This is a genomic window from Methylotuvimicrobium buryatense 5G, assembly GCF_000341735.1.
Lineage (GTDB): Bacteria > Pseudomonadota > Gammaproteobacteria > Methylococcales > Methylomonadaceae > Methylotuvimicrobium > Methylotuvimicrobium buryatense.
Genome location: NZ_KB455575.1, coordinates 4,748,419 through 4,763,391, shown reverse-complemented (window position 1 = coordinate 4,763,391; position 14,973 = coordinate 4,748,419). Strand labels below are relative to the sequence as shown.

11 protein-coding genes are annotated in these 14,973 nt (G+C 46.8%); 9 read left to right on the top strand and 2 right to left on the bottom strand.

Annotation, left to right across the window (positions count from 1 at the left end):
• The first annotated feature begins 491 nt into the window (after window positions 1–491).
• From METBU_RS0121580 to METBU_RS0121565, 4 genes are all read left to right on the top strand, one after another.
• The gene (locus METBU_RS0121580; protein WP_017842595.1) at window positions 492–1,109 is read left to right on the top strand and encodes an MlaC/ttg2D family ABC transporter substrate-binding protein; all 618 of its coding nucleotides are present in this window, start codon (window positions 492–494) and stop codon (window positions 1,107–1,109) included.
• Between the two features lie 96 nt (window positions 1,110–1,205).
• Window positions 1,206–1,730, top strand: a complete 525-nt coding sequence (locus METBU_RS0121575; RefSeq protein WP_017842594.1) for a glycine cleavage system transcriptional repressor — start codon at window positions 1,206–1,208, stop codon at window positions 1,728–1,730.
• Between the two features lie 9 nt (window positions 1,731–1,739).
• Window positions 1,740–2,213 carry a peroxiredoxin gene (locus METBU_RS0121570; protein WP_017842593.1) on the top strand — a complete coding sequence of 158 codons (474 nt, stop codon included), beginning with the start codon at window positions 1,740–1,742 and terminating at the stop codon, window positions 2,211–2,213.
• 111 nt (window positions 2,214–2,324) lie between these two features.
• Entirely contained in the window at window positions 2,325–3,737 is a 1,413-nt protein-coding gene (locus tag METBU_RS0121565; protein ID WP_017842592.1) for a PhoH family protein, read from the top strand.
• Window positions 3,738–4,245: 508 nt separating this feature from the next.
• Here the strand turns inward: METBU_RS0121565 and METBU_RS0121560 are convergent.
• Window positions 4,246–5,346 (bottom strand): AI-2E family transporter, encoded by a 1,101-nt coding sequence (locus tag METBU_RS0121560; RefSeq protein ID WP_017842591.1) that lies wholly within the window; start codon window positions 5,344–5,346, stop codon window positions 4,246–4,248.
• 418 nt (window positions 5,347–5,764) lie between these two features.
• Window positions 5,765–7,879, bottom strand: coding sequence for a glycogen debranching protein GlgX (glgX, locus tag METBU_RS0121550; protein ID WP_017842589.1), 2,115 nt, complete (start codon window positions 7,877–7,879; stop codon window positions 5,765–5,767).
• A 480-nt stretch (window positions 7,880–8,359) separates the two neighbouring features.
• Here glgX and METBU_RS0121545 point away from each other — a divergent pair, with 480 nt between their 5' ends.
• The 5 genes from METBU_RS0121545 (at window position 8,360) to METBU_RS0121520 (ending at window position 14,861) form a co-directional block, all read left to right on the top strand.
• Window positions 8,360–9,814: a M48 family metalloprotease gene (locus METBU_RS0121545; protein ID WP_017842588.1), complete on the top strand. Its 1,455-nt coding sequence runs from the start codon at window positions 8,360–8,362 to the stop codon at window positions 9,812–9,814.
• A 1,143-nt stretch (window positions 9,815–10,957) separates the two neighbouring features.
• Complete coding sequence (locus METBU_RS0121535) at window positions 10,958–11,905, top strand: ZIP family metal transporter (protein ID WP_017842587.1); 948 nt, start codon at window positions 10,958–10,960, stop codon at window positions 11,903–11,905.
• 70 nt (window positions 11,906–11,975) lie between these two features.
• Window positions 11,976–12,668: a TMEM165/GDT1 family protein gene (locus METBU_RS0121530; RefSeq protein WP_138767198.1), complete on the top strand. Its 693-nt coding sequence runs from the start codon at window positions 11,976–11,978 to the stop codon at window positions 12,666–12,668.
• 513 nt (window positions 12,669–13,181) lie between these two features.
• Window positions 13,182–13,376: a hypothetical protein gene (locus tag METBU_RS0121525; RefSeq protein ID WP_017842585.1), complete on the top strand. Its 195-nt coding sequence runs from the start codon at window positions 13,182–13,184 to the stop codon at window positions 13,374–13,376.
• A 312-nt stretch (window positions 13,377–13,688) separates the two neighbouring features.
• Complete coding sequence (locus tag METBU_RS0121520; RefSeq protein WP_017842584.1) at window positions 13,689–14,861, top strand: EAL domain-containing protein; 1,173 nt, start codon at window positions 13,689–13,691, stop codon at window positions 14,859–14,861.
• Window positions 14,862–14,973 lie beyond the last annotated feature (112 nt).

Here is a 14,973-nt window from a genome sequence, read left to right as displayed (position 1 = left end):
ATCGAACCACCGAGCCATCACTGCCATTAAATGCGAATTAAGATCTAACGTTCATGAAGGCCAGGCAAATGAACGTACGAGACATGACGGAGAATGCGGTCACTCGCTCAACAGGACGCCGTGAATACGTCCATGTAGGCACGTCGACGCAGCAATTCCCAATTTGGAGATCAAAAAGGGTGTGGGGTATGCTTGGCGAGGATGTCGGCAGCAGGGCAGATTTTTGCTCCTCGGCAATTGCTCCTGCATTGCCCTACTACACGCCATCCTTGGCGTAATGCAAAATCTGCATTCACGCCATCCTTGGCGCTCGAGCTGCCGCCAAGCCCCCATGGATGGGTTTACGGTGTTCCTCGACAGGCATATCCCACACCCTAAAATCGGCGAAACTGCTCAAACTGGGAATTGCTGAAAAAATACGGCTAATTTTCCTTGGCTTGCAATTCGTAATACTATAGCGCTTTAAATTTACTTTTTTCCGGAGACTTTTCATGCACAACAGGCGTCCGCTGTCACTACTCTTTTTCTTGTTTTGCTTGGTCACGACTTTGTACCCGCTTAATGCCGCAGCCAACCTAAGCCCGCCTCAACAAATCATTCAAAACAGCTCGGATAGAATCCAACAGACGCTCAGTCAGCCTCTTTATCGCAACGATTTTGCCAGAGCTACCCAATTTGTCGATGGCGTGGTCGGCGACTTCGTGGATATGGAGAGAGTCGCGATTTTGGTTTTAGGCCGGCATATCCGCCAAGCCACCCCAGCTCAAAGACAGCAATTTATAAAAGAATTCCGGACATTACTGGTACGAACTTATACTAAGGCATTTCAAGAATATACCGACTGGCACATTACTTTTTCTCCCCAGGTCAGCGGTGAAGATCCAACCAGAACGATTGTCCGAACCACCGTTCATCAACCAGGTCAGCAACCCATCAATATTAACTATCGAATGATGAAAAACAGAAGCGGTGAGTGGAAAGTTTTCGATATCCTGATAGAGGGCGTCAGCCTAGTCACTAATTACCGATCGACTTTTAACCGGGAAATAGCCCAAACAGGATCTATCGACGGCGTTATCAAAATGTTGGTCGATCGTAACAGACGCTAAGTCCATTTAAGTAATGAGCCGATCGAGAGCCAAGCGGATCCAACACCCTCTCTATTCGGCCTTTACTATCGTGCTGAAAAATAAAAAAATAATGCCATGCAACTTGCAATCACCGTACTTGGAAAACGCCAGTCTCAATATATCGAGCCTATCCTAGCCGCCGTTAGCCGGTGTAAGTGTAGTATCGCTGAAATAAGGTCGACCGATTTGGCCGAATCGACAGCTGCCTATATGTTGATAGAAGGTAATTGGAACCATATTGCCAAACTCGAAAACCTACTCGAAACCCTGCAAAAGCAACTAAAAATTCAAATTCATAAAGCAAGGCAAGAAAAAACGGGGACACCCAAATCCGGTCTACCCTATACTCTGGAGGCGATGAGCCTGGATCAAAACGACATCATTCTATCTATCGTAACCTTTCTGTTAGAACGTAACATCGCGATAGAGGAAATCAAAGGCTACCGCTACCCCGCTCCCTATATTCAAACACCGGTTTTTTCGACGCAATTCATCATTATCATTCCATCGGAACAGCGCTTGCTGCAACTTCGCGAGGATTTTCTCGAATTTTGCGATCAGTTGAATCTCGATGCCATTCTCGAGCCCATTAAACGCTAATTGATTATTATGACAACGCTTAGCATAGGCACTGCCGTGCCCGATTTCGAAGCCGCCGCAACCGGCGGCAAAACCCTAACGCTCTCCGACTTTTTAGGAAAAAATGTCGTCATCTATTTTTATCCAAAAGACAATACGCCCGGATGTACGCAGGAAGGCATCGCTTTCCGCGACCATATTGACGAATTTAACGCATTCAATACGGTCATTCTCGGCGTCTCACGAGATTCGGTTAAAGTTCATGAAGGCTTCAAGTGCAAACAGGCATTCCCGTTCGACTTGCTGTCCGATCAAGATGAAACCCTGTGCAACTTGTTTGGCGTCATTAAGATGAAGAACATGTACGGCAAGCAAGTCCGAGGCATCGAACGAAGTACTTTTTTGATCGATGAGCAAGGCGTCCTAAGACATGAATGGCGAGGCGTAAAAGTCAAAAACCATATCGCAGAAGTCCTTCAAGAACTCAAAATCTTGACTCAATAATTTAGTCATTGCGCTTCAAATTTCGGATTTTTGTAAATCCCTCACCCCAGACACCTTCCAAAGGGCGAGGGAGCGAATGCGCCGAAATTTGAAGAGCGAAAGGTATACTTAATGAATATTCAAAGCTCACCAAAACTCAAATTGTTCGTACTTGACACTAACGTGCTGATGCACGATCCCGCCGCGATTTTCCGTTTTCAGGAACACAATATATTTATTCCGATGGTCGTTCTCGAAGAACTCGATCATAGTAAAAGAGGGCTGTCGGAAGTTGCCCGAAATGTCCGCCAGGTCAGCCGTTTTTTGGACGAACTAATTCAGGGTGCGACGTCGGAATCGATTGAAGACGGATTTCCGCTGTCACGTATCGAACACGCGCCCGATAGCGAGATACAGTTTGGGCGTCTTTATTTCCAGACCCGCCAGCTATCCTCCATGCTTCCCGACTCGATGCCAGGCCATATTGCGGACAATTCGATTTTGGTCATCGTGCTGGCTTTAACGCAAAAATACCCTGATACCAATATCGTCCTGGTGTCGAAAGACATCAACATGCGCATCAAGGCGGCGGCGCTCGGATTACATGCCGAGGATTATCATAACGACCAAACGCTCGACGATATCGATCTGCTGTACCGTGGATCGGCGATTCTCGAAAATGATTTTTGGGATGTGCACGGTAGTAAAATGGAATCTTGGCAGGACAATGGCAGAACTTTTTATAAGCTGCAAGGCCCTCTAGTCAGCGAATGGCATCCGAATCAGTATTTATATATGGATAACGACAGCGACTTCGAAGCCATCGTCAGAAGCTGCGATGGGAAAAACGCCGTACTCGAACTGGCGCACGACTACCGAACGCCTCATAACAATGTATGGGGAATCACTGCCAAAAATCGCGAACAGAATTTCGCGCTCAATGTGCTGCTCGACCCGGAAATCGACTTCGTAACGCTTTTAGGCACGGCAGGCACAGGCAAAACCCTATTGGCATTGGCGGCCGGTCTTGAATTAACTCTTGAACAAAAAATCTACAACGAAATCATTATGACTCGGGAAACTATTCCGGTCGGAGAAGACATCGGCTTTTTGCCCGGTACCGAGGAAGAAAAAATGGCGCCGTGGATGGGGGCTTTAATGGACAATTTGGAGCTATTAGGCAGCCGCTCCGGACACAACGAATGGCAACAAGGCGCAACCAGTAATTTGGTCATGAACCGGATCAAAATCAGGTCGCTCAATTTCATGCGCGGACGCACTTTTCTAAGCCGCTATTTGATCATCGACGAAGCGCAAAATCTGACATCCAAACAAATGAAAACGCTGATCACCCGAGCAGGTCCCGGTACTAAAATCATCTGTATCGGTAACCTTGGGCAAATCGATACACCCTATTTAACGGCCACCACATCGGGACTTACTTATATTGTCGATCGCTTTAAGACTTGGCCGCATGCCGCGCACATCACCTTGAAACAAGGCGAAAGATCGCGCCTGGCCGATTATGCGTCGGAGATTCTTTAAACCTAACGATCATGAATATGCAGAACGGGTTTGCAGCCACGTCCTGAACGTTTCAACCATGCCCAAAGCAAACCAAAACGTTCGCTGAAAATCTTGGAAACGGAGCGATAGCGAAGTGAAGATTTTTAGTCCCCGATAGCCGTAGCGCCGGGTGTTTTGCCGGAGTCTGCGCGAATAGCGTAGGCGGAGGCAAAATACAAGGCATCGCGACACGGCGTAAAGCCATTTGTGGGAGTGCTACGGAGCCGCATCGAGTTTACGATGATGTGGCGTAGTGGCACGGACGCAGGGCGAATCGGGGCCGCCGAAGGCAATAATCGCCAAGTAATTTTTCGCTGCTGAAATCGGATGGACCCCATTTCAGCTTTCGCGAAAAATCTTGGCGCGCTTGAGGAGCGGATTGAAAACCCGCTCCTCGCCTGCAGTCCAAGGGCTTAAGTTAATTGTCCATGGAAGCCTAAGTAGGGACGCTCCAGCGTCCCCGAACCGGTTCGGGCTCCATTCCTTTTCAAAAAGCCGTATTCAATTCGCGATCGCCGACTTTAGGCCAAGCTCTAATCACCGCTTTAACTACTGTAGCCAACGGAATGGCGAAAAATACCCCCCAAAACCCCCACAAGCCGCCGAAAAACAAGATTGCAACGATAATCGCCACCGGATGCAAATTAACCGCCTCGGAAAACAGTAAAGGTACTAACACGACGCCATCTAATGTCTGAATGACAGCATAGGCAATTAAAACATACATAAACTCATCAGTCGTCACCCCCCATTGAAAAAAAGCCACGCCCAATACAGGAAAAGTAACCAAGGTAGCGCCGACATAAGGAATAATCACCGACAGTCCTACCAGAAAGGAGAGCAAGACGGCGTAATTCAGGTTCATTGATGAAAAAGTAATATAACAAGCCGACATCAAAATGATGATTTCAGCGAACTTACCTCTTATATAGTTGCCGATCTGACTGTTCACTTCCATCCACACGTTTTGAGTCAACAATCGGTCCCGCGGCATAAACTGTCCGATCCAGCCGATTATGATCGATTTATCCTTTAAAAAAAAGAACACCATCATCGGCACTAAAAACAAATAAACGATTGCCGTCATGATCCCGACCAACGATGCGGCCGACATTGTGACCACCTCCTGACCGTAACTCAACAATTTGTCTTGAATAATCAACGTGATTTCCTTGACTCTTTCCTTAGATAATAGCTGCGGATACAACTCAAGCATTCTAATGATTTCACGCTGAATTCTTTTAATGATTTCAGGAAGATGATTGACGAAGGCAAAAGCCTGCTCCGACAACATCGGAATCAAGATAAAAATCAAAAATCCGAATACCGCTATAAATCCTATAAAAACCATATGCACGGCAACTAAGCGTGGCATTTTGAGCGATACAGCCTTTTGCACCAGTCCTTCCAATAAATAGGCAATCACTACTGCAGCAAATACCGGCATCAGAAAATCGGATAAGGAAACTACCAAAATCAAACTCAGTAAAATGATTATTAGCAGCGCCATTGCCTGAGAATTAGGCAGAATCCGTTTTAAACTATCCTTGAGGAAATCGTAATAAGAAAATTCGGCTTGTGAAGTCATTATTTTTTTAATAGTTATTGTTTTACTCCGCGCGGCCGCATTTTAATTTTTTCTGACCCGCTCTTCATCCGATAGCCGCAAATACAAGCAGACGAAGCTATCTGTCCGGCATTCTACCGAATATCGAACAAACATGGACAATAAATCCGCTAGCACTAAGGTTAATGCAGAATACATCCTCTTTAAATTTGTTTCCCTCATAAGCGACAACTTAATGCCTATTCTATGGGGCATTTACGACATTATTCGTCATCTCGGCATGGGCGTGAAGTTATGTATGCCATCCCTGCCAATCCCTAGCGGAATGACGCTTTTTTCCTTTATATAGGCGCCTATGAGTAATTCCCTACTCCCCGCTTTCACCTTTCACCTTTCACCTTTCACCTTTCACCTTTCACCTTTCACCTTTCACCTTTCCCTATTCCCCAATTTTACCGCGCGCCTCAAAAACCATAACACTCCGAGCCTCGACGGCACAAGCCAAACCTACCCAAACGGATTGATGAGACTTCTCGACAGCATCCAAAGGCGACGCTTGCGCAGTGTCGATCGCAAGATGCCAAAACCGGTCGGAAACCGGAGGTAATTGTGCGGCGATTTTATGATCCGACATGTTTAATAAAACATATAAGTCTTCTTCGCCTGCAGTTAAACCCGCTAACATAAAAGCTAAAAACCTGGCCTGATCGTCATCCCATGCAGGTTCACCGAGATCCGGATCATACCAAATGATATCTGGAAGATTACGCGTTGGAATGATCTCGCCGGTCAAAAAACTGCTCCGGCTCAAGCTAGCATGACGGCGCCTCAAAGCAATCAACTCTCTGACAAAACGAAGCATATCGCTATTTTTTTCAACGAGATGCCAATCGAACCAGGAAATCTCGTTATCCTGGCACCAGGCATTATTATTACCGTCTTGAGTACGCAATACTTCATCGCCGGCATTTAACATCGGCACCCCTTGACTTAACATCAATAGACTCAACACATTTTTGGCTTGTCTCCGGCGCAACTCAATAATTTTTCGGTTGAACGTTTCACCTTCGACGCCGCAATTCCAGCTCAAATTATCGTCGGTACCGTCCCTGTTGCCCTCGCCATTTGCCTCGTTATGCTTATGCTCATAAGTGACCCAGTCGTGCAATGTAAAACCGTCATGACACGTCACAAAATTGATACTGTTGACCGGCAAACGATCGCCATCAGCATAGAGATCGCTGCTACCTGCGATATTCGTGGCGACAGCACCGATTAAACCCGCATCGCCTCTTACGAAGCGGCGGATCACATCACGGTATCGGCCGTTCCATTCCGACCAAGTCATTCCGGGAAAGGCACCGACTTGATAGAGTCCCTCGGCATCCCATGCTTCGGCAATCAAGGGTAATTCGGATAACAGCCTGGACGACTCGATTCGCCATGGCAATGGCGGGTGATCCATCGGCACGCCATTGTCCCCCCGCGCAAACACACTGGCTAAATCGAAGCGAAATCCGTCGACATGCATCTGCTCGACCCAGTATTCCAGGCAATGGACAATAAATGCCGTTACCATCGGATGGTTGCAATTGAGTGAATTGCCGCAACCGCTGAAATCGAGATATCGCCTCCGGTCTTCAGCATCGAGATGATAAAAAATATCGTTCGCCAATCCTTTGAAATTAATTAACGGCCCCTCTTCATCGCCTTCGGCGGTATGATTGAAGACGACGTCAAGAATAACGCCGATACCCGCCGCATGCAGGGCTTTGACCAATGTTTTAAACTCTTCTTCGTGCGTGCCCAGTTCCGGCGTTTTGCAGAAACCGGGATGCGGACTGTAAAAACTGTGCGTACTGTAACCCCAGTAATTTTTGAGTCCTCTTGCTTGAACACCGGGCGGCACATGCTGTTCGTCGAAGGCCATCACCGGTAACAATTCCACATGCGTGATACCTAACGCCTGTAAATACGGTATTTTTTCAATTAAAGCGGAAAATGTACCCGGATGGCTGGTTTTCGAAGATTTATCTTTAGTGAAGCCCCCTGCATGCAACTCATAGATAATAGCACCCTCGAGCCCGCGTTTAATGGTTTGCTCACCCTCCCAGTCAAATCGGGAGTCGGTAACGACGGCTCGAAACGAACGATGACCAGCTTCATTCGGATCGCAAGCTAGACTTCGATTCCACACCGTGTTGGTAACGGCACGGGCCCAAGGGTCGAGCAGCTCCTTGCGAATATTGAAGCGGCGCCCGCTCTCGGCAGTATCGTTCGCACCATCCGCCCGCCAAGTATAATGCGTACCAAGAGGAAGTTCTTCGACGAACACATGCCAATAAAAATAAGCACGATGGGATTTACGGTCGAGCGAAATAATTTGAAAGGGTTCAGGGCTATCGGCAGCTTTATAAAGCAATAATTCAACTCGACTCGCATAACGACTGAAAACCGAAAAGTTGATACCGCCGGCCATCGGCGTCGCGCCCGGTGGAAAACGAACTCCGGGACGAAAGCGATAGGGTTCTGATTGTGCGACGCTACTGTCCATACCATTCAACCTGTGCCATCAAAAATTTCATTATACTTGGATCCGAAAAGTTTGCGGGGTTTGCACAGCTCTTTCTTGAAAGACTAGTGCCTGTATTATCGAAACAGTTTTTCTGTGCGGCTCTAAAATTTCAGCAATTCCCAATTTGGAGATCAAAAAGGGTGTGGGGTATGCTTGGCGAGGATGTCGGCAGCAGGGCAGATTTTTGCTCCATGCAAAATCCGCATTCACGCCTTCCTTGGCGTTCGAGCTGTCGCCAAGCCCCATGGACGGGTTTACGGCGTTCCTCGACAAGCATACCCCACACCCTAAAATCGGCGAAACTGCTCAAGCTGGGAATTGCTGCTAAAATTTGCTTGGATGTCAAAGAGGCCATTATAATCGCAAATTATTCCCCTCCCCTTCAATTTCAGCGCAGTAATTAAATTCGATGAAATCGCAACATGGAACCAAGTCCGTTAGCTTTTTGTCTCATCGCGCATGACTAAAAGACCCGCCTTATTCTTAATTTTAAGTTTATTTTTACAAGGCAACCGCCCTTTCGCGCCCGATATAACCAAAATCGAATTACCGGATATGGGCGACTCTTCCGGCACGTTGATCTCCCCTGCTCAGGAAAAACAACTTGGCGAAGCATTTTACCGAAGCCTACATTCGCAAATCGTCATCAGTCAAGATGCTGAAATTCAGCAATATATCGAAGGAATCGGCCGGAAACTAGTTGCCAACAGTGACACACCGGGCAACCCTTTTCATTTTTTCGTGGTCATGGATAACGCGATCAACGCTTTCGCCGGACCGGGCGGGTATATCGGCATCAATTCAGGACTCATTTTGACCTCCGAGGCGGAAAGCGAACTTGCCTCGGTTATGGCGCATGAGATCGCTCACGTTACCCAACGCCATCTTTACCGTGCGTTCGAAGCCGCCAGCCGTCTATCCATACCGACCGCTGCGGCGACCTTGGCAGCGATCTTAATAGGCACACAGTCGCCGGAACTCGCTCAAGCGGCAATAATGGCCGTTCAGGCCGGCAGCATACAGTTTCAGATCGATTTTACCCGCGATAACGAACAGGAAGCCGACCGGGTCGGCATGCAAATGCTTGCGGCATCCAATTTCGACCCGCGTAGCATGCCGATTTTTTTCGAGCGACTGCAACAATCAAGCCGTTATTACGGACGGGGTGTTCCCGAATTTTTAAGGACTCACCCGGTCACTTCTTCTCGGATCTCCGACACGCGTGGACGAGCCGAGAAATTTCCTTATCAACAATACCCCGATTCGATGGGTTATTTATTGACACGGGCAAAACTCAGAGTACTCAGCGCAAACGATTATGCACCGGCTTTAAACTATTTCACACCTCGACTTGGTCAAGGCACACAACAGCAACGAGCCGTGGCTCGTTACGGAGTTGGGCTTGTCCACCTGAATACTAGAAACTTCCAAGAAGCCGAACAAATCTTTAAGGCCTTGACCCAGGAATATCCTGAGCAACCTCAGTTTGCGACAGCTTACGCTCGATGCGCATTGGAGGCGCAAAACTTTTCGAATGCATTAGCACGCTATCAAGCTGCAATGCAGCAATTCCCTGGAAATCAGGCGATCAAGCTCGATACCATCTCTGCACTACTGAAAGCCGGCGAATCCGAACAAGCCAGACAAATTTTGCAACTGCTGGATGCGAATACAAAACGGCAACCTGTCTATTTTAAATTGCTGGCGCAAATCTACAGCGATCTGAAACAACCATCCGAATCGCATCGCTATTTAGCCGAGTATTACTATGCAACCGGCCAAACCGAAGCCGCCATCACGCAAATTAAGCTTGCTCAAAAATCTCCTGGAATCAATTATTACTTATCGGCGATTCTCAACGAACGGCTGGTTTTTTTTATACGTGAAGAAGAACAGCGCAAACGCAACCAATAAAACCAAGGCTTTTAGTAGGTTTTAAAACAACCTGAATAGAACCTGAATAACTGATTACATCTGGCAGACAGTGCCGTTCAATTTACCAAATAAGCAAGTACTTATAATTCATAATTAATTGTTTTTTAAATATGTTTTCGACCCGAAACTATTTTTTAAATAAAATCGATTTTTTTGATGGACATCACTAAAATTAATGATATAAAATTCTTTCCAGCTTACGGAGTGAGCCCGATTAAATAATCGGTAATGAGGAGGACAAGGCTGCAACGCCTTGAATTATAACAATAACAAACGAGCAAACTGCTTGGTTGTCTTGGCGACAACAACGTTCAAATAAATAATAACAATAATAATCTGAACACGCCCGCTTTATGCGGGCTTTTTATTGCCTGTAATTTTTTGAAAACTAGGCATGTGCCGAACGGCCCTGATCAAATCGTTATATCGATAATCTCACTCCAATCCAACCCGCTCTCGTCATACCCGGCGAAACGAAACGCCTGTCTTGGTAATCACCCACTAATACTTCATCGGCTTCACCATAGACGCCGAATCTGCTGCAGTTCCTGTTGAAAATATTATCGATTACGCCGAACAACGCAAAATTCTCAGTAATTTTATATTCCGCCTTACAGTTCAGCAATTCCCAATTTGAGGATCAAAAAGGGAGTCTCGTTATCATCATCGACAGGGTCCTAACCATCGAAAAGCCGCCCGCCAGAAAGTCGCAGACTAATGAAATAAGGTACTCAAACGTACTCTCGAATCTTTAACCAAGAACCCTGAACTCCGTTACGCGTCTTACTGCGCTCGGTTCGGTCAATGATCCTAACTCGGTATCCGATTGAAATCGAAATCATATCCATTTATTTGTACGCAAAACTCTTTAAAATAATTCTATTATACCCGTCGTAGATCAAAATTCAGCACCAGGCTGGCCGTCAAAGGACGCCGTGAATACGTCCATGTAGGCTCTATTGCTGGTAAAGCCTTTGCGAACGCCATGGATGGCCTGAATGTCGATTTTGCAGGAGCAAAATCGACCGAACACACCGGCGCCTTCTTAAGCATCGCCGAAATTTGAAGTCCGAAAGGTATATTCTTACAACTGTCTCTACACCACTCAACCGGACCGCACTCATGACACAATCTGCATTCTCTACGACCCTTCAAGATTATTTTTCGCGCCAATGGGAGACCATCACTTCGAGCGACCGCTATCAAAAAATCATGGCATTGCCTCATACCCAACGTTTATGGGCATGGATCGGACTCTTTGCCGCTTCGCAAGTTGTCGTTTTCGGAAGCCTTTACCTGATTTTCGGAAAAATCGTTGTCATCGGATTTCTCGCGAGCATTCTAGCCGGTCTCGCAACAGGCGTCGGCGCCCTACCCGCCCTTTTCTTTACCGAAATATCGAGAAATCTATTTAACAGCCTCTTAGGCGCGGCTGCCGGCGTAATGCTTGCCGCTACCGCCTTTTCGCTGCTGGTGCCGAGCATCGACTACGGAAACCAAATTTGGCCCGGCAACGGGCTTTGGGTGACTTCGTTAGGCATGATAACCGGCGCTTTGTTTTTGCATTTTGCCGACCGCAAACTGCCTCATATTCATTTCGATAGCATTGCCGATCAGCATCTAAACTCCTTGAATAAAATCTGGCTGTTTATCATAGCGATTACGATACATAACTTTCCGGAAGGTATGTCGGTCGGCGTGAGTTTCGGATCCGGCGACATGAAAAACGGCATCATCCTTGCCACAGCGATTGCTCTGCAAAACATTCCGGAAGGTCTTGCCGTTGCATTACCGCTGGTCGGTCTGGGCTACAACAAATGGAAAGCGGTTGGCATCGCAACTTTAACCGGCTTGGTAGAGCCGGTCGGCGGATTATTAGGCATCACGATGGTTACGATTTTCACGCCGGTTTTACCGATTGCGATGGGCTTCGCCGCCGGTGCAATGTTATTCGTCATCAGTGAGGAAATCATTCCCGAAACCCATTCCGAAGGCAGATCCAGGCACGCCACGTTTGCCTTGATGATCGGTTTCATCATCATGATGATTTTGGACAACTTACTCGGCTAATACACTATTCACTGCTACCCACATTAAAAACCATTAATTCCATAAATCCATGGACTTTATTCATCAACTCATGGCCTCTATTCATCTGCAGTGGCAACAAATTTCAAGCCTGCTTTTTTCCGATAATATTGTCGAGTTTTCCACCGCATCATTGACCTCTTTCGTACTGATTGCAGCCGCCGAAATCGGCGATAAAAGCCAGTTAGTCTGCATGACCTTAGCTGCCCGGCATCGCGCTTTGCCAATTATTTTAGGCGCAATTGCCGCGTTTGCGCTGTTAAATACTTTGGCAGTCATTTTCGGCGCTGCCATCGCAAAATGGCTGCCTGAATACCTCGTGGCCGCATCCGTGGCCATTTTATTTGCTCTATTCGGAGCGCATGCGCTGAGAGTTAACGAGGAAGAAGATACCGATGAAGTGATCAAAGAAAAAAGTGGACACGGGATTTTCTTCACGACCTTTTTTTTAATTGCCGTTGCGGAATTCGGCGATAAAACACAATTGGCGGTTGCGGGATTAAGCAGCACCACCCTTCCCGCCGCAGTCTGGCTAGGCTCAACTGTAGCGCTGGCCATGACTTCGATTCTCGGGGTTTTGGCCGGCCGAACACTAATGAAAAAAATTCCGTTATCGACGCTCCATAGACTCAGCGGCATTATTTTTATTACGCTTTCAATCGTCGCCGCGCATAAAGCCTATACCGCATATATACCCTTTGCTGGTCAAATTTCGGCGCCGGGGGTCCGTCAAAGGACGCCGTGAATACGTCCATGTAGGCTCTGTGACAGCCCCCCTGCTGTCAAAGCTTTTGCCGAACACCCCGGCGCCTCCATGCGTCAATGCAGAAATTTGAAGTGCGATGGGTATATACTTCGCGCGGGCACATTTTCGGTAAGCTAACGCGCTCTTTTGTCCGGTAGCTGCGTTACCTAACTTGGATGTAGGTAAGGGCCGTGAGCAGGAGCGGACGCTTTGCAAAAAAAATTACATAGCTTGCTATGCCCCTGTTTTCGCGCCTTACTACCGAACAAAATAGCATTACCCTAAAATGACCGCGCGAAGTATACCGGCACGTTAAATCTCTAGCTTTTGATTCCCTTACTAAAATAAAAGTTTTTAATAATAGTTTTTGACATGTTTCTTCGATCATGTTAAAAATTGTCCCGTCGTGGAAATTCAATTTCGGCGAACAAGCTCTATAACTGACTTTTATAGAGTCCCCCTTTGAGGAGAAGGGGATTAATAACACTACTAAAATAACAAGAGGATAATAAAATGGCAGAAGCACAAGAAAAAGATACTTTTTGGCTGTGGATAGGCGCACTTATTCTTGGCACAGTAATCGGCGTATTCTTGCTGAAAGGCAGAGAAACCGAGCATCTTGAAAGCAAAGCTGTCGGTCAAAGCGAAGCTCAAGTTCAAGCCGCAGAACAAAGAAGAAAAGCGGCTAAAAACGTTTTCGTAGAATAAAACGTAAAAAAAGCCCTCCGCCCACAAGGCGGGGGGTTTTTTTATACCTGAAATAAACATACCGCGACATCACGCCCGCCCGCAATACTCCTGCTTACTCTGATAAACCCCTCTCATTGCAGCAACTCGCCGCACCACTTTTGCCCATCGCCACCGTTGAACGCACCATATCGGCAAAAAAGCATTTCGGTTATGGCGCATCTTTATTCGAAAGCATAAAAAAACCGTCCACATTAATAAAATAGGTATAACTATTGCTTGTTCATATTGGCTTTGCTAAAACCCCTTCCTGCAAACCTCATATATTCGGACATGGACTACAATCGATCTTTATTTCCTTATTTTCAACCCATTCTCGGTGCTGCCAGCGGCAACATAGTCGGCTACGAAGCCTTGGCCAGACGCCGCGACGAAAACCGCCGAATTGTGTCCGCCGGAGGGCTTTTTTCCGATCCTGAAATCGCCAATACGGAACGCATCGAATACGACCGCATCGTCAGACGCCTTGCACTCGAGAAGTTCACTCTTTTACCCGGTAACAGTTATCTTGCCATCAATATTTCAGCGGCATGGCTGGATTTACTCGATAACCTCCATGCCATACCCACACTCCGCATGATTGATGAATTAGGAATCAATCACCAGCGCATTATCATCGAGATTACCGAAACCCAAGGCGACCTGCATAAACTCGCCGAAACTGTGAAAATTTACCGCAAAAACGGCTTAAAAGTGGCTATTGACGATTTCGGTACCGGATTTTCACAACTCGAAAGAGTCATGGCCATTAAACCGGACTTTATCAAATTGGACATGCGCTTATTCAAAATGGCCGTAAAAGGCGGCATCGCCAGCGATGTCGTTCATTTGCTATCCAGGCTCGGCAAACTCAACGGCTGCAAAATTGTTTGCGAAGGCATCGAAACCGACGACGAATTTTTTTTCGGTCTACGTTGCGGAGCTCAATTCATGCAGGGCTTTCTATTTTCAGAGGCTACGCCGGACTTCGCCCCTACGGAAAAATACAGTCGCCATATAGCCTCACTACGAAAAAAATTTCTACAAAAAACAGTTGAGACCGAACGTAAAAAAATCTCTCGAATTAGCCTAATAAAAGATTTAATCTCTCAATTGCAAGACGCACTACAACATGACTTCAATTTAAATGAACTCGCGGAACGACCTTTCGAAAAAAGCGGCATCCTCCGATTCTATCTATGTGACAATGAAGGCACGCAAATTTCATCAAACTTTAATTTCAAACTCGGAAAATGGTTCGAAGACCCTAAGCAAATCGGCTTTAATTGGTCGTGGCGGCCTTATTTTTATCAACTACTGGCATTAGAACAAGCGGAAACGACAACTCGCCCAGTCGCTTCATCCCGATACAAGGACTTTAATACCGACCAACTGTGTAAAACCCTGGCAATCCGGTTAGATAACGACCGCATCTTATTGGTCGACATTACCGCAGATTGGGATTAAAGATTGGGTCGTAAACAGCATGGATGCTGTCATAGAGCCTACATGGACGTATGCACGGCGTCCTTTGACGGACACTCCGGCGCCGAATTTTTCTCGCTCCCATCGCTCCGAC